A 20,816-nucleotide genomic window follows, 5' to 3' on the forward strand; every position below is an offset into this window, starting at 1 on the left:
GACCAGTTGAGCGGATTCGCGTTTAAACTCTGCACTGAAATTTCTTTTTTTCATTGAGGCACCTGTAATGTTCTGAGGTGAGCATATCACCTCTGTTCAGGTGGCCAAATTCAGTAAACCACTACAGTTGCGAGAACAATCTTCCGGCAGGGCTTCGCCTGTCTCTGAGGGCATCGGGGCAATTGGGATCCATGCATATCCATAAGCCAGGAAGTCCACGGAAGAATGAATGTATTCTGCATGGAAGAAGGCTAGCTTCGTTTGGTGTTTTTTTCGCGCGGCTCCCAAACGCGAGTAATACCGTTGTGGCTTTTTCCAAAAGATTCGATGGTATTGTATCGTCAAAGATTATTTCTGGTAGTTTGGAGAGCGATACCGCAGCAGTCATAGTCTCATTTACAAGTCGATTAAATGGCGCGTAATCGTACAGCGCCAGATAAAGTTTAGCGTCCACATCACTTACATCTTTGACTGATACCCCTCGAAACTTTAGAAAGTTCTCAATCGCTGCCAATTGTTGACTATGGTCTGCTGAATAGAACTGTTTAAGATTAACAGCAGCAAGGGTGTTTATATCGACCATTGATCCACGGTCCTCAGGAGAACGTAACTGTAGTTCTCCTACTATTGACACGAATGATTCGGCCGATACTCCGGAAAGCTGTGCGCCGAATACACCAGCATTTTTCTTACCCTCATCACTGAAGCTTGCGGTCGAGCATATGACTTGGAACCTCTCGGCTGGTATACCAAGACGTTCTCTTAGTCTACGTATCAATAATCCGACTTCAGCACCTTGTGCTCCTCTGTAAAGATGAGCTTCATCAAGAACGATAAGAAATTTCTCGTCCGGGCAAGCGTCCAACCATTCTTTTGTTGCGTCAAATATGCCACGCTCAATGGGACGCATCATCATATATTCAAGCATCGAATAGTTTGTAATGAGAAGATCGGGTGGAGATGCATGAACTTCATGGCGTGTAATTAGTTCAGAATCGTGTGGACGGCAGATTGCTCGCTTCGCCCAAGGCACAGGAGCTTTACCCAACCAGTCGGAAACACTTTCTTTGGATGGCCATTTTCCCCGTACCTTTAAAGTATCAAAGAGTTTAGCCGCGCGGTATTCTTCCCCGTCGGAAGGGGAATGTTCATAGCGTCGTTTCGCATCCTCGATCTCACCGAAAAATTCACCAATAGATGCTAGTCGTTTACTATCTTTATTAGGTGTGCGCAGGCCCGCATATGGGGTACGGCTGGTATAACGCGCGAAGAGGACGGGACGCTTAGCCCATTTTTCGAATAGAGCAACGGTTTGAGGGGAACCGAACATTGTTCGCAATCGACTTAATTGGTCGTTCACGAGGGCGTTCATAGGATAAAGCACTAATGCGCGAACAGCATTATATTTTTTAAAGCGCTCTGGGTTCTCGCAGGCTTCAATTGCGAACTTGCCTAATATCGGTAAGAGGAATGATTCAGTTTTGCCAGAACCTGTTCCCGTCATAATCATAAGGTTTCGATTATTGTTGAGAATCTCTTGTAGGGCCTCCAATTGATGGGTATAGGGGGAAGGGTAAATTACTGGTTTTCCTGATTTTGTGTCAGAAAGAACTCTCAATGCTTCAAGTGCCGCTGGTGGCAAACTATCAATCTCATTATAAGGACTGGCGCTCTTATAGCGGGGAGTCGATTCCAGATATGGAGCCTGATAGATGCCACCGATCTGATTCAATAGTTCACGACGCTGTTTGACTATGGAAGGGTGGCCGATGTGATATGTCGCCTCGATATAATGCGTCAGGCTCTGCCGTAATTCGTCAATTGTTTGTTGTATTGTGGCTGTTTTCATTTAGTGCTCCCATACTAATCCCGAGTTAGCCAGAGGGATTCCTCTAGCCAATGAAGTTCTTCTTCACTATTATGTAAAGGCAGTGAAAATTGCAGCAAGGCGCGATGAGGCTTTAAACGTTCACCGACCAGACTAAGACGCCTAATCGCCCAAGAAGGAAGAGGAGATGTAAAGGACAGCACAGTTATCTCCTTTTCATAAACAACTCTGACCTGTTGCGGAGAGCCAGTAAGTGCATCCATCGCAGCGAGTAATCGCCAGGCTTCATCACAATCTCGAAAGCGCGCATCTCCTGAATGAATATCAACGAAGCGTTGGACTAATCCGTCCCGAATTTCGGCAAGGCACCACAGTCTTGCCCCGTAGCGTTGTGGGCGTCGGGCAATATAAATTCCAGCATGTTGTTCGTTTATTGACTGCCATCGGCCTTTATAGTATGAAGTTGTATTGCTAATATCAATTATCTCAAAATTCTCTATTTTTTCCGGGTGTATATCGTTGGGGAGTCTGCTGATCCACGATTTTACAAGTTTGTCGGCTGTAATCGAAACTGGTGCACGTAGCCATGTAATCATAGGTAACTCAATAAGTCCTAGATCGATAAGTGTTTGCCGACATGATTGCGTATTGCTTGGTGTGAGTATTCTTAAACCACTCGGGTAATAAACGAGATTAAAGTCATTTACCTGTGGCGGAGTGACATCATCACCAGCCACTCCCACTATAATGAATGTCCCATCTCTTCGAAGCACAAACGCCGGTGGAGCAGGGCGCAAAATGAGGTTCGTTTCCCCCGCGATTTCGTCCCGCATTTCAAGAAGATCACCCAAGTTGACAAGGTCGTCAATAATATCGTAGATGAGTGTCTTTAAGTTCTCAGGCTCGTCAGTTAATGGACCTAGGGAATTCATTACGAGTGAGCATACTGTCCGAATCGAACAAGGAGCTTCAATGAAAACGGTTCTCCGCAACGCTTGAGCGATTAATGCATTATCAAGTTTTTGCAAGTCAGGAAGTCCTAATGAGCGAGATGAATACTTTAGGCAATCAGCCCGGCTAAGTATTTTAATATTGTTCATAAGACCTCCGTCTTAGAGCTCGTTTTCTGGCAGTGTGCGACTAGACGCGCAAAATACGCTCCACGTATTAGCGCAGAGTTTTTCCGTAGCATATCGAATGCATTTGGTGATGCGAGGTCCGAGGGTTTCACAGTATGCGGTTGAAATGCCAATTTCAGTGCAAGACGATAGAGGATGTCTGTTTCCGGAATTTTATAAGCATGAGCCAGTCGAAAGAATTCTAGTTCAGCAGTTTCTGCATCATGATCATATTGCCAATCTTGTGCGCTCAATAAGCCTGAAGCGAATCCTTGTGAATAATAAACTCGCCTATAAAGAAATCCAATGTCCCTTTTACCAGTTTGAACCTTGTTTATATCTTCTGCCCAGTCATTACCGCATAGATATCGTTCAAGTTCTTTTTCAAGTGTGAGAATAGCGTTGCGCCGAGCCAAAAAAGCCATTGGTCCTATCAGCCTCCGAGCTCCCTGCCAATACCGCAGAGCATTGATAATGGTTAGCGGCTGTGGTTCTTCTGCGGACACATGAGTCAGAATATTCAGATCTCGAAAATCAGAAATTTGGCGCTGCGAAGCCATAGCGATCACTTCGTAAGTTTGATCATTGATGCTTGCAACAAACAAACCGCCCTTACCACGAAGCTCTAGTCCGGACAGAGCCTGTTCATAGTCCACTTCGTGACCAATTTCAACAGCGTTCAAATCATATCTCTTTACAGAAGGCAGACTTGTTTCCTCTGTATCATCGGTGAGTCGGATAGTACGTTTGTCTAAACGTAGCCACCGTAAAGATTCTGCTTTCTTGTCGAATCGCACGCTCTCTAGGCCATATTCGTCCAACGATATGAGCAATTCTATACACGCGGAACGATCAACATGTTCAATGTAATTGTCTGCTGTCAGTTTCTGTACGATAAGTTTAGATATTCTCTCATCGTCAACAGGAGCCTTGTAATTGCCAATCGGCTCTATATGAAAAAGCGTGCCGTCTGCGTTGAAGAAACGGATTTCCAGTTTAACAATACGCCCGGCAGGAGCCATAAACCTCAGGGTGGCTGCGTGGTCAAGAAACTGCTCTAATGTGGCTCCCTGCGGTTCAAGCTTGAGGCTAACCCCTGCTTTTCCGGAGACAGTCTTTTGCCAAGGTGCTGCTAAACGCACCCTAATGAGGATTTCTTCGCTTATTATGTTGCTGCCGGTAGCTACGCCGAGTGCAGATAAAGATACATAATACAAACCTATTGGAAGCTTACCGAGCGAAATGAACGTTTTTCCGTTGGGTTCCGGACGCAGATGTACAGGAGGATGTTTATTAATAATGATCTGTAATTCGTCGGCTTCAACATCCGATGCTAGGTAAAACATGACAACTTCTGTGTCAAGAAACTCCAGCGCGTCATCTACATTGTTCCATCGGGCAGTCATACCTATTGATTCGGCTCGTATGCCTAACTTATATCCAAGCCCAATCGACGATAATGCTGCTATTTTTCCAGCATCTACTTTCGTAGGAATTGAAAATTGCCAAACGTCGGCTCCAGTTGTCTGTGACTGAACAGGAGTAAGCGATAGACTATCGATAACTTCAGTGGGCACTGTATTCGAACAGACAAGTAAATAAGCTTGGTTAGCTTTTACATGCCGTCCCGTGACTTCAACAGCCGTACCATCTGAACGTACCTTTAGTAGCCGTAAAGTCGTTGCAGGGAAAAGCAGCCTTTCCTGCAAAGAGGCTGTAACTTTTTCAAAAGGGCGATCGAATTCGAAAACAGAATGATTATCAGTTGGGTATGCCGAGAGTGGTTCTTCTGTTCCTCCGGTGTAAGAAAATAATGCCCGGCCCGGCATCCATGCATTGCCTCCACCATAATAACGAAAGCGCATATGAGAGTGTTCTAAATCAAGCGGGGATAGTCCGGCCTGACGAAGAGATGTTGCAATGTCGGGAATTACGAGCCTTAGGTTCCACTCTGTTAAACCTCTTTGCCGTGCAATTAGCCGAGGTTTTACTGTACAAGTTTTCGAGATAGTTACATTTTCTTGGATACTTTTTGAAGAAGATATAAAGCTTGTACTATACAAATTGACGAAATGAGCCTCACGGAGTACTCGTCTTACTTCCTTTAGGCGAGTACCAAATGAACCAAGCTTATCGAAGTCGTCTATGATGCGGCGCAATGTGCTTTTCTCAATGGGGGAGATAACATCAACGACATCTTCAAGACGCATCGCCATTACAATTCGTGCTGTTAGAGTTTTTTGTTGTAAGAAACCCTCGAACCGAGATGAACCACCATGATATTCATCGCTTAGTAGTTCACCTATTTCTTCTAATGTAAGCTCACCACTTCTAGTCAGTAAATGGCGAAGATTGTATAGGTGATCGGCAAAAAAACGTTGTAGATATCTTGGCAGAATGGCTTGCGTGATTGGCCAAGAAATAATAGGGAACTGCTGTGCCCATGACCCGGAGGGGGTGACACTATTAAAATCAGTAGTAAATCGTCTATACCATATACGGATTTGATCACGGTCTCCAAACTTAGGCCAGGAGGGAAAGGCTATAGCAAAGGAATCCCAATATTCGGTTCCGTCATATGTGTATCCTATCTCAGCAGCGGCAGCGATCCATACCAGCCAAAAAGTGCGAGTAGCACGTTTTGTTGTATTCAAGTTGGCATTGAGAAGCGATTGAGCAGTAGAAATCTCTGCTTCGCTCAGACCATGCTCGATCGCATAAACGGGATAATTTTCGGTAGTCCGCAGATCACGTAGTCGAGAATAATGCTGGTATAGCCTCTCTTGAAGTTCTGCTAGATTCACTTCTCTTCCTCCCAACTCCTTTAGGCAATTTTACTAGTTATTACGTCCAGTTTTAATCCTTTAATTAGTAAGGATATATCGTCCCGTCTCCAGTTCTTATAATAACCCTGCCTTAGAGCTCGCGGTTCAATCCATCTCTTACGCGCAAGTTCAGATATTTCATCAATAGTTTTTAAGGTTGAAAGGTCGGGCGTACCCCTACCAGTCGCGAGAATTTCTTTTGCATTTTCAGCGAGCTGGCAGAAAAATACCTCTCTTTGGATTCCATGACGTAAAACCGCTTGGTTAATCCCGAGTTGTTTCAGGGCAGCTTTGATAGTTCTGAGCCGCCAATTTGAGCCTTCGCCAAAGCAATGTTGATCGGCATACGGGTGCTCTGCGAGTCGAAGATATTCACGCATCTCCCCAAATAACTCATCGGTAATATGAAAATGCCCCCAGCCGACGGTATAACCGATTGGTTCAAAATAACTTATGCTATCTAGCTTCAGTCGATTATAAAGTGATGAACGTCCCATGGAAGAACTTGTTGTTACTGCGAGTAAGTGAGCGTATTTATCTTTACCAGAAATAATGCCCGTCGTTGAACCATAATTTCGTAGGAAATCGTCATAAACTTCTCGTGAGCGGATTAAACAGGCAATCGCTTTACCGCCTAAAAGCATATTGTAGGGGGGAACCGCTCCAAGAACGTAAGCATCAAGTATGTTAACTAGCCGACTTGATCGATCATTAGATGTCCATCCGATTAAATTATCACGTACAGATAAGTTAAAAACTGGATCTCCTAATGCAAATATTCCAGCAAGTCGGTCATGCCCTCTGTCCCACACGAGGTACCGCATGCGGCGACCGTAACCATTTGATACTGGAACAGACCAGGTTAAAGATGCTGCCCTAAAGAGTTTGGATTCGAACGAATTCGCAGAAACTTTTATCAATGATAAGCGAATCTTAGTTGGATCAATCTCATTTCCGTTGGCAAAATATGGTATGGCACTTGGCAAGAATTCAGATATAAATTGCTCAGAGGAGCGTAGACGTTCTTCACGTTGAGCGCTGTGCAGTTGACGGATAGATTCTTTTCCTGACTCAGGACGAACTAGTGTTCCATCCGGCCCTTTTTGAAACCCCAGCTGTGTAAAATGTGAGCGTATTTTGCGTTTTAAGCTAGCCTCTGGGGTAAAGGCTTGTGCTACTGGGGCTTTCTCTCCATTGCTCTTACACTTAACTGATTTCAATGCCTTACCTTAATCTTCTAATTCAGTTAGTTAATGTACAGTTTATAATACTTGCAGGTTACTTTCATCACAATGGACATAAAATTTTTCTTACTTCCATAGTTTTAACATTGGTCTTCTGGTGGGGGGCATTGATTAGCGGTCTAACATAAAAGACTTGATAATCTGTGTTTCTCTATTGTATTGAAAATGATATGTTTTTTATTTTTTCAAGTATTGAAGAATCTATGTGAGGTGATCAGGAAAAAACGGCTGGATTAGTGTGTGAACTTTTCAATCTCAGTGGATGAGAGTACGCTCCCAAGTAGAAATGACTGATCTTGTTTAGCAAAAGCATCCTGTTCATTTTTGATACTTGGATTTACATTGGATTCTAGCACGAACGAGGAACGAACAAATTTTCTATTGGTAAATTTCATAGATGCAAAGCGGTTCTCTGCTAAGCCATTTACAGCTAATAGGTCAAACAGCACTACACCCTCAAAACCAAGTTGATCGAGTTCAATTGCCAGACCTTTTAATTGACGCAAAGGGTGAAAATCCGCTGTGGCAGTTATAACAGCTATTTCACCAATAATGCGTATTTTTTGAATCATAATTTTCACATTCTCGCTGTATATAAGCTATCGATCGCAGAATATGTGTTTTTAGATAAACTTATTGCCTTTTCAAGGGTATCTATCATGCGACTGCCATCTGCAAACTCTTCCATATGGAAAAGTGTATGACGATGTTTCCTATAGAATGTATAGCCGTTATTCAAAGCATCCTGCATCCCTACATTTCTAACCATTGCACTGTATTGAGGTTTTAAAGTACATAACCCACGATTGATATCAAAAAAGTCGCCAAAACCATGTTCTGCATCTTCAACAGACATATTGTAAATGCACATCTGCTCTTTCAGCACTCCTTCGAGAGCCCGTAGGTCCGGATAGAGTAATAGGCAATAATCTGGTAACTGTGGTGAGGCTAATTTCACACAACAGCTAGAGATTAGCAGTTTTTTTACTGATTCAGGTAAGAGTTCATAGCTTCTAGGAAATGCCGTTTTTATATAGTCATCGGCCATCTCCTTTCTAACTATCTCAGCGCTACTATCATCTTTACGATATAAGACTTGTTCTAATCCTTTGAGATCCAGTAAATCTGTAAGCATGAAAATAACACGACGATAACATGACAAAGGTTTACCCTGTATTTGTAAAACTCTTGTCCGTCGATGGTGAGTGAGAGTTAAGTGGTCTTGATGTGCAATACTTTTCAGCGTTACCTGCTTACAGTTGTCCTCATCACGTAAGAGATTGAGTTCAATATCACCAGCCTCCAAAACACATTCTAATATAGGATCGAATGATTCTGTAGTTATTCCTTTCAATGAATAATTGACGTTTTCAAATTCTGCTGGGTCGATTGTATCCCTTAAATATGAAGCAAGTGTTTCACCAACTGGTTGATTTTTACCTAGTTTCCACTGAATCGTAGTTGTACCTGTATGGTTGAGGTGAAAATCAACAGTTGAGAATTCCGACCCAGTAGAGCCAAAAACCACCCTTTTCCTTTTGGGAAATGTTTGTATATCTCCATCAAGCTGATAGCCGTGAGATTCCAGAAAGTTCTGGATATTGAGATCAAGGTTTTCTCGGTTAAGATTCAGATCTCTGTAGTCAACCACGATTTTCACACCCCTTTCTCTCAATTATTTGTAATCTTTTAACAGAAGATTATAACACCATTTTTAAATTAAGTCATGCTCTATAAAGTGATGATGGCGAAGATTGGTATTCCAGTAAAAATCCTAGTTTATTAGATAGTTAAACGGCAGTGTGGAGTCGCCTCGGTGAGGCAAATGCAAAGGGAAGGTGGCATATAACGAAGACTCAAGCCACACGCTTTCATGCGGAACGGAATTATTTTTAATGGAATGCAATTAATTATAAGATCAGAGTTAATTTATAATAACACCATATAACTATAGTGGTGGTTTTAAATTGATTATTCTAACTGAAAAATTGGAATTTCAAGTGAATTTGCGATCAACTAAAAGATTTTCACATATTTAGAATACCTTTCAAAGGCTGGTTGTAAAAATAATCACCTACAGTTCATTATTTCCTCCTTAGGAACAATATATTAATCTCTGCCAGTTATGCTTATACTATATCTAAAACCCCAAACCCCTTTCACCGCTGCAACTGAGGGGCGCTAAGCCCGGCTATATAGGGGCAAGTTTTTCTCCTGTGAGCTTTTCGTTCTTCATATCAGCTTCTGGTTAATCGTTTCCCAACACAACCCGTCCTGCAAGGGTAAATGGCACGCATGCTGCGCCCTTGCACGACAGAACGATGCCGGGAAAGCGAACCGTCAGGCGATACGAAGACGAAAATCACACGACTGATGGAGAAAAATCATGGCCATTTCCCTGCATACCACCTGGACAAGCGCCCCTAACACCGCAGCGGCGACCAGCGTATCCCCGCTGGACCCGTCAGGCTCCTCAAAAACGAAATTTTCTAAAACCAGAACCGACATTTACCAGACTGTTACTGACAACATCATTGCAGCGCTGGAAACTGGTGTAAAACCGTGGTCCTGCCCGTGGCAGCGTGTAGATGGCATGTCTGGTCTACCTTCCAATTACGCCACTGGTGCGGCTTATAGTGGCATGAATATCATGTTGCTGTGGTGCAGCGCATCTAAACAGGGTTTCAGCGATTACCGCTGGATGACCTACAAACAGGCACAGGCAGCAGGTGGACAGGTTCGTAAGGGTGAACGTGGCACAACAGCCATTTTCTACACCACACTCGAAAAGGAAAACGACGCCGGAGACGTTGAACATATCCCGATGCTGAAAACCTTTACCGTATTTAACGTTCAGCAAATCGACGGTTTGCCCCTGACAACTGAAACGGGCAGTCCGGAAGCAACCTTTGACCCGGTGCCGCAGGCTGAGAACCTGTTACGGAAGAGTGGCGCAAACATCATCGAGAAAGGACAAAACGCCTTTTTCAGCCCATCAACTGATGAGGTCTGGCTACCGGAGCGCCATCTTTTCGCTGATGCGGCAAACTTCTACGCTACCGGCCTGCATGAGCTGGTTCACTGGAGTGGGGGTAAAAAACGCCTGAACCGTGAAATGAAAGGGAAGTTTGGCAGTGCGGATTATGCAGAGGAAGAACTTGTCGCGGAGCTGGGAAGTGCCTTTCTGATGGCGGATTTGGGGATCGATGGCGAAGTACAACATGAAAGCTACATCGCTTCCTGGCTGAAAGCGCTGAAAAACGACAAGCGCTATATTTTCAAAGCGGCCAGCGCAGCCTCTAAAGCACATTGTTATTTGATGAATAAACTCTGAGGCCGGAGCCGGATAACCGCAAGGGAATGCGGTTACATGTTTTTTACCGGCAACGCTGCAAGGCGCAGACTGAGGCGGAACGCAGCACAGCGAGTACCGAACAGTCTGCGCCTTGCAGTGGAATGAACAAAATCGACCGTCCTGGCGATATCGCCGCCAGGACGGTGAGGCCATCCCGATGGCCTGAGTAAAAGCTTACGTATAGCGGTCTAATGACAGGTGTTTCAGTTCATCAACGGTATAAATGCGAAACACCAGACGGTGGCGTTCTTCCAGCGGGACGCGCTGATGGTTGATGATGACATGCCTGATGCTGTCAAACAGCAGTTCAAGCGCACGCTTCTTCTGTTGATCGGGCACAACATAAAAAACGTAAATCCACTGCTTGCGGGTACGGGCCAGCAGGTGGCTTGCCATGATCGACTGATAACGGGCTCGGGTTTTCAGGCGGCGCTCGGTTTCAATGGCAACAACCTTACCGTCAGGCAGAGTCAGTAACCCGTCCGGGCGATGTTTCACCTGATACTGGCTGATAAAGGTGGCACGGTCACCGTTAATCCATCCTGAAGCGCCTTTCTTCTCCAGAATAAGCCTGGCGGCCTGATTATCAAGATGATGCTCCAGCGTCCAGCCGGTAATTTTTGATGGTTCAAACCGCGCGGGAAAGATTTTATCATTCGGGGTTAGCACCACGGCCAGCCCGTCGCTGGTGATCCCCCATAATGAAATCTTCATTGTTCGTGATTCAAGCGCATGCTTCTGTATTAACCCCATTCGCTCTGTTTTTGCCAGCAGCGAATAAAGCGACTTATGATCCCGGAAACCAAATAGCAGCATCAGCGTTTTAAAATCGCTGTAGGTTTCTTCTTTCAGGAAGTTCAGCAGTTGTTTTATTTTTTCTCTGTTGCGTGTCTGGCGCTCTTGATATGTCGAAATCAGCATACGCGCTCCTTAAAAATCCAGCGGGGACAGGTGTTCTTCCTCATCAGGTTGGGGCTTTGCCGGTTTGACTTCGTTTTCGTCGAAGAAAAGAGCCGGATGCGATGTCATCTCATCCAGCGCGGTTGGTTTATCATCGTCACCAAAATCCAGTGCGATCTTCACAGGTGCCGCCGCTGCGGCAATATCAGGGGAAACAGAAAAGGTTTTTAACCGGCGCTTTCTGACCTTTATCGGTGAAATTAATGATGCAGAAGGTAGCGTTTTTGTCGTAAAGATAAAGCTGACAAAATCGGGCAGGTTCAGGATCATATTGCTGTCAATAAAGAAACGTTCGGCCTGGCGGATTGTGCGCTCACTGTCGATGGTTTCCGTCAGCATATTATCCGTCTTAGCCTTACGGAGTTCGTCATCCACCAGAATCGTGCCTGACATTCTTGCCACCCATTCCGCTGTATCCGGGTCCATAACCCGGTATACCAGCTTGAATTTTGCATTTTCTACCACAGCGCCGACAACGGCGTCACCTTTCAAATCTGCCGGGCAGTCTTTTAAATCGGCGATGGACTGGTGGTCCATAATAATATGCACACCTTTATCCCGCGCCGCACCTAGACCTTCCAGCGCTGGTCTGGATAAATGGTATTTCAGTTCGGAAAGATAAACAGCAATGGGGCGGGGGACGTCTGTTATACGGTCGCGCCTTTCTGCTAACTGGTAAAGGCGAACCAGCAGCATCCGCTGTGCGGTTATAATTTTGCTGTTTCGCATGGAACCGACAACATAACAGCAACCACCTTCATCAAATATTTTCCTGAGTGAAAAACCTTTCGGTGAATTAACGGCATTGAGTAATGCCAGTTCCTCAATCTTGCCGAAAAATGCTTTGATTCTTTCAGCAATACCCTGAACATAATCACCGTTATAAACATCCCGGAGTGTTGCCGATGGATTATCGCTGACAAATTGCGCGGCGATACGCGCGGCTTTTCGGTCATCAATGCGATAAAAGTCAGATTCCTGTCCTTTTTCCGCAAGGCTGAACCCTGCAACAAACAGTTCTTCCAGTTCATCGGGCGTAATATCTTCAATCAGGTTTAACTGGTATTGCTGTTTTCGTAGGTCAATTAAGGCAAAAGGCTTGCCTGCATCCTCACAGGCTTTGCGGTAAAGGTGTGGAGCCCATTCATCATCCTTGGGGTCCATAACAAAGACACCTTCACCGGCCAGAATGCTCTGGTAGAGCAATATCCCGGCTGCGACCCCTTTACCGGCTCCGGTGGTGCCAATAATGTCCGCGTGTTGTTTCTGCCAGTCCTTTAACGGGAGATACATCGGTTCATTCTCCCTGTCCATGCCAGTAAAGATTCCTTTATTCAGGTCGATATAATCCAGCGGGTTATAATGCAGAGTTTCCGGTAGCAGGGATTTCACGGTGCGGACATCAGTACGTAATTCCCGTTCAAGGGTGGTCTTTTTAACAAGGCGTTTCTTAATTCTATCCAGTTCCGGCGTGAATACCCGACGAAGCATAATATGAAAAATAATCCCGGTTACAGTGAATACAATCCGTACTGACCAGGCCAGTACTGTATTATCACTGGTGAGTTTTATTTTATACAGCCACTGAAAGGATCCGATAACTATCGGGGCCAGTGTGCCAGAGAGAAAACACAGCAGGGAAAAAGCAATAATCAGCTTTTTCCAGAGCGGCGCTTTCTGCCGTTCATCGTTTTTCATCGACGCAAAAAACGGCATCGTCAGCCCCGCTAATAACGCCAGTATCAGTTGTTGCTGTTGTACAAAAGCGAGCAGCGCCAGCATCCCGTTCACTATCGGCGACAGTGAAGCGGCAAGCTTATTTAAAACCATCGTGCCTCCTTCGTCAGCTATTCGCCCCATGACATCGCCCCGTCAATTCGCCCCACGGTGTCGGGCGAAAAGGCGGGGCGAGTGTATGGGGTAAAGAAGGTGACCGCTGTGCGACCATGTGCAGGAAAGCATGCTTCCCTGCACCAAACGGCGTGCGCCAGTACATGCGGGCTGGACGCCCTTATTGCCTGTCGCATGGGGGTAATGTCGTGGCTGGACGCCGCGTCAAAACCCCCGAGGTCAAAGGCGGCACACCGTCGCACGCTACGCGCGACCACCCCCTTTAAGACGGTCGCTTTCGCCTTTTTCTTCCCTTGGCTCGTTCCTCGCAGCGGGAATAAAAGGGAAGCTGACCTTTAAAGAGGGTGGTCGCGCCACGCTACCGGCTTTTGGCCGGAGACTTAGCCGCGACGGTGTGCGGGGCGATGCCCCCCAAATAAAGCGCTGTCGTGGGCGACAGCTTTTCGCTCGCTGGGGCGGCGAAATTTATTCGGCTCCCCCCGGCCGGCAAAATCCGCGTGGGCGCGGCTGTTTGCCGGTGAGGCGCGGTGCCTGTACTATTTTCGCTCCTTAACCCGCGAAAATAATTCTGTCCGCTGCCTCATTTTTACGGCCCACATTTCTTCACTCCTTAATTCGCGAAAAATGTGCTGGGCCGTAAAAACCTGAAAACCGCCACGCCTTAAGCCTGATTCGGCTGAAATGTTTTGGCGCTATAGGGGATCTGCGAATAAAACTAAGGCAGGGATTAATAGTGGCTCTCGCGGATTTCCCTGATGATGTCGGAATAACACTGACGACTTTCTTTAATGCTGGTTTCATCCAGCGTAAACCCTCGCCGGTTGGCTTCATCTGTCAGCGTTATTCTGTCGGTGGGATTCAGCGTTTGCATCAACTGCAATAACCGGCAGACAACCCGGTAGTGATAAATTTCATAATAAAGGCCGCATCCGTACATTGCCTCATTTTCAATGTGCTCAATAACACAGGCTGCGCGCATGGAATCCCCACGCTGATGTGTCCAGGGATGCTGAATAAAACCCGAGTTGGTCATAAAGATAACCTCCGCTAATTAACTACGCACGCGGCCAAATTTACTGATTATCTGGCTGGTGATTGCCGGGTCTGCCGAATCGCACTCAAGTAAAAATGATTTTCTGGCATCGGCAGTATGGTCCGGCAGAAAACCGTGCTTGTTCTTTTCCACGATATTAAAGAATGCGCGTTCGGCCGAATGGCATTCATTGCCGCCGCCGTTACCGGTGGCTTTACCGTACATGCATAACACCACTTTACAGGTGTCAGCGGCCATGACGGAGGTTGAATATGACGCCATAATGCAGAGCAATAATGCGGAAGATATTTTTTTCATCTCGGTCACCTTCATATTTAAACGAGGGTTGCGTAATTCGATAATTTATTTATTGAAGCCCTTTACTGAATACACCTCTCATGTCTTTGACATGAAGGGGTTTGAAATAAATATCACTCATGCGGCGTATGTCACCGTGAATATCAATGCTGACTATCACATCAATGCTTTTTAGCACCTTGCGTAACAGCACGTCGAAAGGCATGTTCCGGCAGTCGGGGTTTTCATAGCAGCGGTCAATTAACCCTTCAATACATTCTTCCGGGCTGCCCGCATGCAGGGAGGTCATCAATCCCTCATGCCCGGAACCGACGATTTTCAGTGCATCCCAGGCTTCCCGGCCGCGAATTTCTGCCAGTAATATCCGGTCCGGGTTCATACGATAATTGGCACGTATCAGTCTGCCGGGCGTGACAATAGCATTATCCCCGGCATCCGCCGGATAAAAGAGATGGACATAATTGGTGTGGTGATAAAACCGGATTTCGGGATTATCCTCAATGGTGGTCAGCCTGAGGTGCCGGGGAATATGGTGCAGCAGCGTTTTCATATAGGTGGTTTTACCGGATCCGGTTTCACCGACGATAAAAATCGTCTTGCCGTATTCCACCGCTTTTTCCATAAAGCGGGGCATATCCTCACTCTGATAATAGCGGGTCAGTTCAACATCTTTGCCTTCCGTTCGCTCCTGACCGGTGACCTGATTATAAAATCCCGCATCAATCCATGACTGATGTGTTTTCTGCCCGAATGCAGGCTTGCGCAGCGTAATGGATACGGTATTGCGCTCACAGGCCGGGGGAATAATGGCCTGAATGCGCTCGCCTGATTCAAGCGTGGCGGAAAGGATCGGCGAGGTGTCGTCGATGTTATCGTCCTGCCAGGACGCCAGCGCTCTGGCAAAGGCGTAACACTGACGCAGCGTAACCGGGGCTTCGTGTCTTCGCCATTTCCCCCGGATTTTGGTATGCAGTTCACCCGGCCGGTTAACGGCAATTTCCGTCAGGCCATCCTGCGCAATAAACTCACCAAACAGCTGGTTTTTCATAAAATCCAGCGACAGGTTTTCAGCGTTCATACCACCTCTTTTTCAGTCGCAGCTGCCAGATGGATGAGAAATCAATATCGGTGCCGGTCATGATGCCGATCACATCACCCTGATTCAGGTACAGTGTGGGCGGGATATTGATACTGTTATCCAGCGTCGTTTTCGCCATTTCCGCCGTGGCGGCGCGGGTGTTTTCGGTGTAGTCGGTATTGCGGTCTTTCCCTGGGGCAGCATCCGACGCCGCCGCTGCCACGTCCTGGACGGTACTGAGCATCAGGGCATTGCCGAAGCGCTCCCAGAAGTGATTGTCGATCCAGCCTGAGATCCCCGCCTCGCCGAGCGGGCCGCTGGCCTGCGTATTGCTTAGCGGGATTTGCAGGCTGCCGGGCTCAGGCGTGCGCAGCTCCGTCCACAGCACAAACATCCGGCTGCGTCCATGCTGCAGCGCCCCGGTGCGGTAGATGCCACGGGCGACCGTTCCCGCCGGGATCAGCGTCACATGGTTGCTGGCGCTGTAAACATCTTCACTGATCAGACAGGAAATATGCCCCCCGACATCGGACACGAAGCGCCACATCATCGAACACGGGATATAGCGGTCCACCGGGATATAGAGATCAGGATCGAGGCCCAGCCGTCTGACGCCGGTGACACGGGCGACGCCCGGATTGTCGTTGTTACCCGTTTCCGGCGCAGCAGTCTCTGGGCTGCGCAGGCGGCCATCCTTTCCCCTGGTCAGTACTGACGGACAGGATGTGTACGTCGTGGATGATGACCGACTGTCGGACGTTTCTGCGTTGCTGCGCGGTTCATCCGGGGACGTGCGTACATTATCGGCCGGCATTGTTCGGGTGTTGTTCGGCCCGTCAGCCAGCGCGGCTGCCTTGTTCAGGGCGGGTGGGGTCGGTGGCTGGGTCGGTGCGGGAGTGACGGTCTGACGGGCAGGGGCTGTTCGGTCCTGTGTGTGCGGCCCAAACAGGCCAAACGGGTTACTGTCCATGCCCAGATTTTGACGCTCATGCAGCGTCTTTCCGGCAGAGGGCGGCGGCGCGGTGTCTGCTTCTTTCTCATTACCCCCTTTCAAGGCACTGAAAAGACGATCGCCGCCGGATGCCAGGGCGATCACCAGCGCCAGACTCAGCAGGCTGACGATCAGTGTGCGGCGACCGGATGCCTTACGAAAACGGGTCACTTCCGGCTGGCCGGGCGGTGTTCTTTGCTCCGGCTCCTGATACGCCATTGCCGCACGGGCGCGTTCGCGGGCTTCCGCTTCCCGCTCTGCGGTGGTTTTTTCCGGCTCGTCCGGGACAGGTTTATCGGTCATCTGGCCTCCAGCGTAACGGACGGTGAAACGGTGTCGCTGCGGGTTATCGCGATGCGCCCGAACCCGTCGTTTTCGATCCCTACCACCGAGGTGCCGTAACGCAACACCAGTTGTGGCGCTGCCGGCACCACCATCACAATGTAATTACCCTGCTTAACTGTCCGGGGCGTGAGCGCCTGCTCCCGTCCGTTAACCACCCGGAAAACAGACGGCAGGGTTTTGATGGGGGAAAAACCGATATAAGCAAAACGACCATCATCCCAGGCAAAATCCGGTGCGATGGAGGCCGAACCGGCGGCGACCCGTTTGGTGTAGCGCCAGTTGCGTGGCGTGCTGGCCTGTCCGAATGCTGCCGCTATCTGCTGCTTCTCCTGTCTTTCACGCTGCTGCGTCTGACGCTCGGCGCTGGCGGCGGCGGATTGCTGGCGAACCTCGGCCGGATAGTGGTAACGGATAACGAACGCCTGCGCGGGGGAATCGTGGTCCAGTACGTTCAGCTCCAGGCTGTAATCACGCTTTGAGGTCACCACGAAGAGGTTGGTCTTCCAGTCCTTTGCCGTGGGCAGGAACACCTGGCTGATGTTGTTGCCGCTGGCGTCCGTCACCGGCTGGGTGATGGGGTTCGGGCTGACGCCGACCCGGTTATCACTTTTCGTGACCGTCCAGCCTTTTGGAAAACCCGCTTGTGCATCAATCACAGTTTCATCGCCGTCAAACAGCAGCGTGGTGACGTAGCCGGGACGGGTATTCACCACGGTGGCGTTCTGGCTGTTATACGATACGTTCTGCATCCGGCTGTCATAGCCGCTGCCGCGCGGGGTGGCGGCGCTCCATGCCGCGCATGACACCATTAAGCCCGTCAGGAGCAGGATGTTTTTCAGCATCATTCGCTCCTCAGTTCTTTATCGCGCTGGTAGCTGGTGACGATAAAGCCCAGCGGGTTCACTTCCCGCTGGCTGTCCGTCAGTTGCTGATGCGGGACATAGCGGTAAGTGAGGCGGATATTCCAGAAGTCCGTTTTCACTGAATTATCAGAAATACGACGGAGGGTGCGCTTAATACGAAGTGTTGCCAGGTTATCGGGTCCGGTGGCAGGTGCATGCACATTAGAAATAATGTCGATATAGACGACATATTCGGCTTTATTAAAAATAACGTCCGGAGCCTGGTTGCCGTTAAACCTGTCCAGATAATCCCGGTTCACAGTGTCGCTGTTAAATAACTGTACGTCGTCGTAATCACGCTGGAGGGAGAAGTAATTATACCCTTCGCGCAGACTGACATAGTGTGCCGCCAGTGAGTGGGCCAGTGCTTTTTCAGACGCAATATCCCGCTCTTTAATGCGGGTCATATACTCATAACGACCGGTCTGTTTGTCCACCGACCACAATTCAATGTCAGTGGTTTTCAGCGGCAGCAGAATAATCATGGCCGTAATTGCCAGTGCAGCCAGAATCAGCCCGGCAGCGGCCACCCGCCAGGCAGTTTTGCGGGAACGCTCTTCCTTTTCCAGCAGGATGGATTCAAAAGAGCGCGAGACATCGATGATGCGCTGAATATCAGACATGGTGAGTCAGCTCCTGAATTATGGCGGGGGAATTAACCGGCTGAGGATCGCCGGACACCGGCGGGAGGTCGTCCTGATGCTGCGCGCAGCCTGCAAGCGCGCACAGCACCAGAAGCAAGATGCTGAATTTCATGAAAGCCTCTTATCGGATAAATGCAGGAAAGCCGCACCGTTGGCAGAGGCCACGGCGTGACGGAGAGATGAGATTAACGGTCGGCAGGATTACCGGGGACGCTGCTGATTCTGGCGTTTCATGCGTTCAATGGCGGTGGCACGTTTCTGCCAGGCGCTCACCGTTTTGCCCGCCCCTACGGCAATGAATCTGCCGGTTGTCGCTGCTGCGGCCATGCCTCCTTTGGCGGTCAGTCGGCCCCCGGTCTTTATGCCGGGTCCGGCAACGTCGGCAGATTTGCTGGCCAGTCCGCGCAGTCCGCTCATGGCTGCACCCTGTAACACGGCCTGTACGGCGGCACCGCTCAGCGCAGTGGCTATTTTCGCTGAAAAATACACCACGACGCCTGCGGCAATCCCGGCCAGCAAACATTGCGCCGCAAGGGTCACCATATTGCTTTCAGCAGACGTTGCTGTCGCTGCATCCAGTATTTTATTCAGGTAGTTGATGGCGATTCGGACAGACAGGGCAGAGAACATGATCGTTAAGATTGCGGTAAATATTGTTTTCAGCCAATTATCAAACATGGGTTTAAGAAAACCGTACAGCAGGCAGAAAATAAAGAGTGGGGCGGTGGTGGTCATTAACAGAATGGTGATTTCGGCGAGCAGGTTGACAAAGGTTGCAGCGAGTAACAGAACGATTGCACCGCCCCAGACCAGCACCTCGGCAAAGCCGCCATTCACTTTAACGTAGGTGGCGGTATCGAGATTAAACAGCGTTTGCCCCAGCGCTTGTGCCTTTTCCCACACCGTGTCGAGCAGCGCCCAGACATTATCATCGCCACTGATGCCGTCCTTAAGCCCTTCAATGGCCGCAATGATGGCATTCAGCCAGCCCTCGCGGTTTAAAACAAAGGTGGTGATCAGCAACATGCGGCCCACATCCCAGACAACATCCTCAACCGGTGTCTGGAGTTTACCGCCAAGCGTCTGATACCCGCGATACGTAATAAACAGGGTGAAGGAACTGACGATAATCACACTGATCAGGGTGCCGTAGGTAGAAGACTGACCTTCTAACACGGCATTGAGTCCATCCATGATGTTTTTGTCCATACCAACAAAAATACCACCGGACATGGTGCCTCTCATTAGTCAGGAACAGACAGGGGATAAAACAGGGAGGGATCCCTGTTTTTGTTGGCGGGGATCTTACTGAGTGACGGATTTTCTTTTTTGAGCTTCCTGCTGAAACAACGTCTCGAATTTCTCCCTGATACCGGGTTTGCCTGTCTGGGCAAACATTAATGCTGCCCGGTGTGCAAACTCGCAGTTGTCGCTTGCCTCGCCATCCCTGAGGCATTGCGTATAGACCTTATAGGTTTCATCGGGATGTTCTTTATACCAGGCTTCTGATTTCGTCTCTTTACAACCGGATAAGACGAGAATGCCTGACATGACGGATAAGGTTAATACGGGTTTTAACATGTTAACCTCCCTATAAAGAGTTCAGATCGGCAACGAGCGCAGTTAATTGCTGTTGCTCAAAGGCTTTCTGTTTTTGCTGCTCCAGCAGCGTCGCTCGCTGTTCAGTCTGTTTGACTGACATCTCCCACTGGCTGGTCAGCGCATTCAATTGTACGCTTTTGGCCGCGATGGCGTTAGCCAGGTCCTGTGACTCTTTCGAATCCTGCGCATTAGCAATACGGTCTGATAAATCTGATATATCGCCGAGCGTGCCCGTGATCTTGTTTTCAACCTCGGACGTATTTTCTATCGCTACGGCCTGATTCAGGATCATCTGTTTGCAGCTGTCCAGATAGCGCTGCGAAGAGCTGGAGGGGTTACAGGTATCGAACGTTTTATATTTGTTATACAAGCTATTCAGTTCAGACGAATATGACCCGCTCTGGTTGCTCAGCAGGTCATCCAGTGAAATACCGTTTTGACGAAGATTATCAATATCGGTTTTCAGGCTTTTGGCCTCGCGGAGAAATGCCTGAACGTCACGCACGCCCGTTGCCGTGGCTAATTGCTGCTTGTAGGCATCAAGTTCACTTCTATAGTGGGTGACGGTTTCCTGCCACTGCTGGAGTTTCTGGATCCACTGATTCATGGATTCGGTATTCTGTACGGCGTCGAATACCGGTATTCCGGCGCTTAGTGCCTGGGTGGAAATTAACAACGATAATGCCAGTATGATATCTCTGAACTGCATTTTCATTACCTCC

19 protein-coding genes are annotated in these 20,816 nt (G+C 48.4%); 1 reads left to right on the plus strand and 18 read right to left on the minus strand.

Annotated elements, in window-relative coordinates; translation table 11 throughout:
* Nucleotides 1-121 precede the first annotated feature (121 nt).
* From GO007_RS15415 to GO007_RS15440, 6 genes are all read right to left on the minus strand, one after another.
* Entirely contained in the window at nt 122-1,849 is a 1,728-nt protein-coding gene (locus GO007_RS15415) for a DEAD/DEAH box helicase (protein ID WP_143350181.1), read from the minus strand.
* Nucleotides 1,850-1,863: 14 nt separating this feature from the next.
* Nucleotides 1,864-2,928, minus strand: coding sequence for a hypothetical protein (locus tag GO007_RS15420; protein ID WP_143350182.1), 1,065 nt, complete (start codon nt 2,926-2,928; stop codon nt 1,864-1,866).
* Nucleotides 2,925-5,750, minus strand: coding sequence for a hypothetical protein (locus tag GO007_RS15425; protein ID WP_143350183.1), 2,826 nt, complete (start codon nt 5,748-5,750; stop codon nt 2,925-2,927). Before GO007_RS15425 ends, GO007_RS15420 begins: the two co-directional genes overlap by 4 nt.
* 20 nt (nt 5,751-5,770) lie before the next feature.
* The gene (locus tag GO007_RS15430) at nt 5,771-6,991 is read right to left on the minus strand and encodes a Druantia anti-phage system protein DruA (RefSeq protein WP_095101392.1); all 1,221 of its coding nucleotides are present in this window, start codon (nt 6,989-6,991) and stop codon (nt 5,771-5,773) included.
* A gap of 257 nt (nt 6,992-7,248) precedes the next feature.
* Complete coding sequence (locus GO007_RS15435; protein ID WP_095102252.1) at nt 7,249-7,587, minus strand: type II toxin-antitoxin system RnlB family antitoxin; 339 nt, start codon at nt 7,585-7,587, stop codon at nt 7,249-7,251.
* Between the two features lie 5 nt (nt 7,588-7,592).
* A complete protein-coding gene (locus tag GO007_RS15440; protein WP_196491830.1) occupies nt 7,593-8,675 on the minus strand; it encodes a type II toxin-antitoxin system RnlA family toxin in 1,083 nt (360 codons plus the stop codon).
* 726 nt (nt 8,676-9,401) lie between these two features.
* Between GO007_RS15440 and GO007_RS15445 the strand changes: the two genes are divergently transcribed.
* The gene (locus GO007_RS15445) at nt 9,402-10,349 is read left to right on the plus strand and encodes an ArdC family protein (protein WP_095101394.1); all 948 of its coding nucleotides are present in this window, start codon (nt 9,402-9,404) and stop codon (nt 10,347-10,349) included.
* Nucleotides 10,350-10,544: 195 nt separating this feature from the next.
* Here the strand turns inward: GO007_RS15445 and mobC are convergent, their stop codons facing one another.
* The 12 genes from mobC to GO007_RS15500 form a co-directional block, all read right to left on the minus strand.
* Nucleotides 10,545-11,291, minus strand: a complete 747-nt coding sequence (gene mobC, locus GO007_RS15450; RefSeq protein WP_095101396.1) for a MobC family replication-relaxation protein — start codon at nt 11,289-11,291, stop codon at nt 10,545-10,547.
* Between the two features lie 9 nt (nt 11,292-11,300).
* Complete coding sequence (locus GO007_RS15455) at nt 11,301-13,160, minus strand: type IV secretory system conjugative DNA transfer family protein (RefSeq protein WP_095101398.1); 1,860 nt, start codon at nt 13,158-13,160, stop codon at nt 11,301-11,303.
* A 748-nt stretch (nt 13,161-13,908) separates the two neighbouring features.
* Nucleotides 13,909-14,214, minus strand: a complete 306-nt coding sequence (locus GO007_RS15460; protein ID WP_095101402.1) for a hypothetical protein — start codon at nt 14,212-14,214, stop codon at nt 13,909-13,911.
* 18 nt (nt 14,215-14,232) lie between these two features.
* On the minus strand, nt 14,233-14,532 hold the full coding sequence (locus GO007_RS15465; protein WP_095101404.1) for a conjugal transfer protein: 300 nt from the start codon (nt 14,530-14,532) through the stop codon (nt 14,233-14,235).
* 49 nt (nt 14,533-14,581) lie between these two features.
* On the minus strand, nt 14,582-15,610 hold the full coding sequence (gene virB11 / locus GO007_RS15470) for a P-type DNA transfer ATPase VirB11 (protein ID WP_095101406.1): 1,029 nt from the start codon (nt 15,608-15,610) through the stop codon (nt 14,582-14,584).
* The gene (gene virB10 / locus GO007_RS15475) at nt 15,600-16,904 is read right to left on the minus strand and encodes a VirB10/TraB/TrbI family type IV secretion system protein (protein WP_095101408.1); all 1,305 of its coding nucleotides are present in this window, start codon (nt 16,902-16,904) and stop codon (nt 15,600-15,602) included. The genes virB11 and virB10 overlap by 11 nt, the downstream gene beginning before the upstream one ends.
* Nucleotides 16,901-17,791: a P-type conjugative transfer protein VirB9 gene (gene virB9, locus GO007_RS15480; RefSeq protein ID WP_370525566.1), complete on the minus strand. Its 891-nt coding sequence runs from the start codon at nt 17,789-17,791 to the stop codon at nt 16,901-16,903. Before virB9 ends, virB10 begins: the two co-directional genes overlap by 4 nt.
* Nucleotides 17,788-18,471 carry a VirB8 family type IV secretion system protein gene (locus GO007_RS15485; RefSeq protein ID WP_095101412.1) on the minus strand — a complete coding sequence of 228 codons (684 nt, stop codon included), beginning with the start codon at nt 18,469-18,471 and terminating at the stop codon, nt 17,788-17,790. Before GO007_RS15485 ends, virB9 begins: the two co-directional genes overlap by 4 nt.
* Nucleotides 18,464-18,604, minus strand: coding sequence for a hypothetical protein (locus tag GO007_RS28955; RefSeq protein WP_189339881.1), 141 nt, complete (start codon nt 18,602-18,604; stop codon nt 18,464-18,466). Before GO007_RS28955 ends, GO007_RS15485 begins: the two co-directional genes overlap by 8 nt.
* An 89-nt stretch (nt 18,605-18,693) precedes the next feature.
* Nucleotides 18,694-19,725, minus strand: a complete 1,032-nt coding sequence (locus GO007_RS15490) for a TrbL/VirB6 family protein (protein ID WP_095101414.1) — start codon at nt 19,723-19,725, stop codon at nt 18,694-18,696.
* Between the two features lie 72 nt (nt 19,726-19,797).
* A complete protein-coding gene (locus tag GO007_RS15495; RefSeq protein ID WP_095101416.1) occupies nt 19,798-20,073 on the minus strand; it encodes an EexN family lipoprotein in 276 nt (91 codons plus the stop codon).
* Nucleotides 20,074-20,083: 10 nt separating this feature from the next.
* Entirely contained in the window at nt 20,084-20,803 is a 720-nt protein-coding gene (locus GO007_RS15500) for a TrbJ/VirB5 family protein (protein WP_095102254.1), read from the minus strand.
* Nucleotides 20,804-20,816 lie beyond the last annotated feature (13 nt).

Source organism: Klebsiella sp. 10-1 (genome assembly GCF_009758445.1).
Lineage (GTDB): Bacteria > Pseudomonadota > Gammaproteobacteria > Enterobacterales > Enterobacteriaceae > Klebsiella > Klebsiella scottii.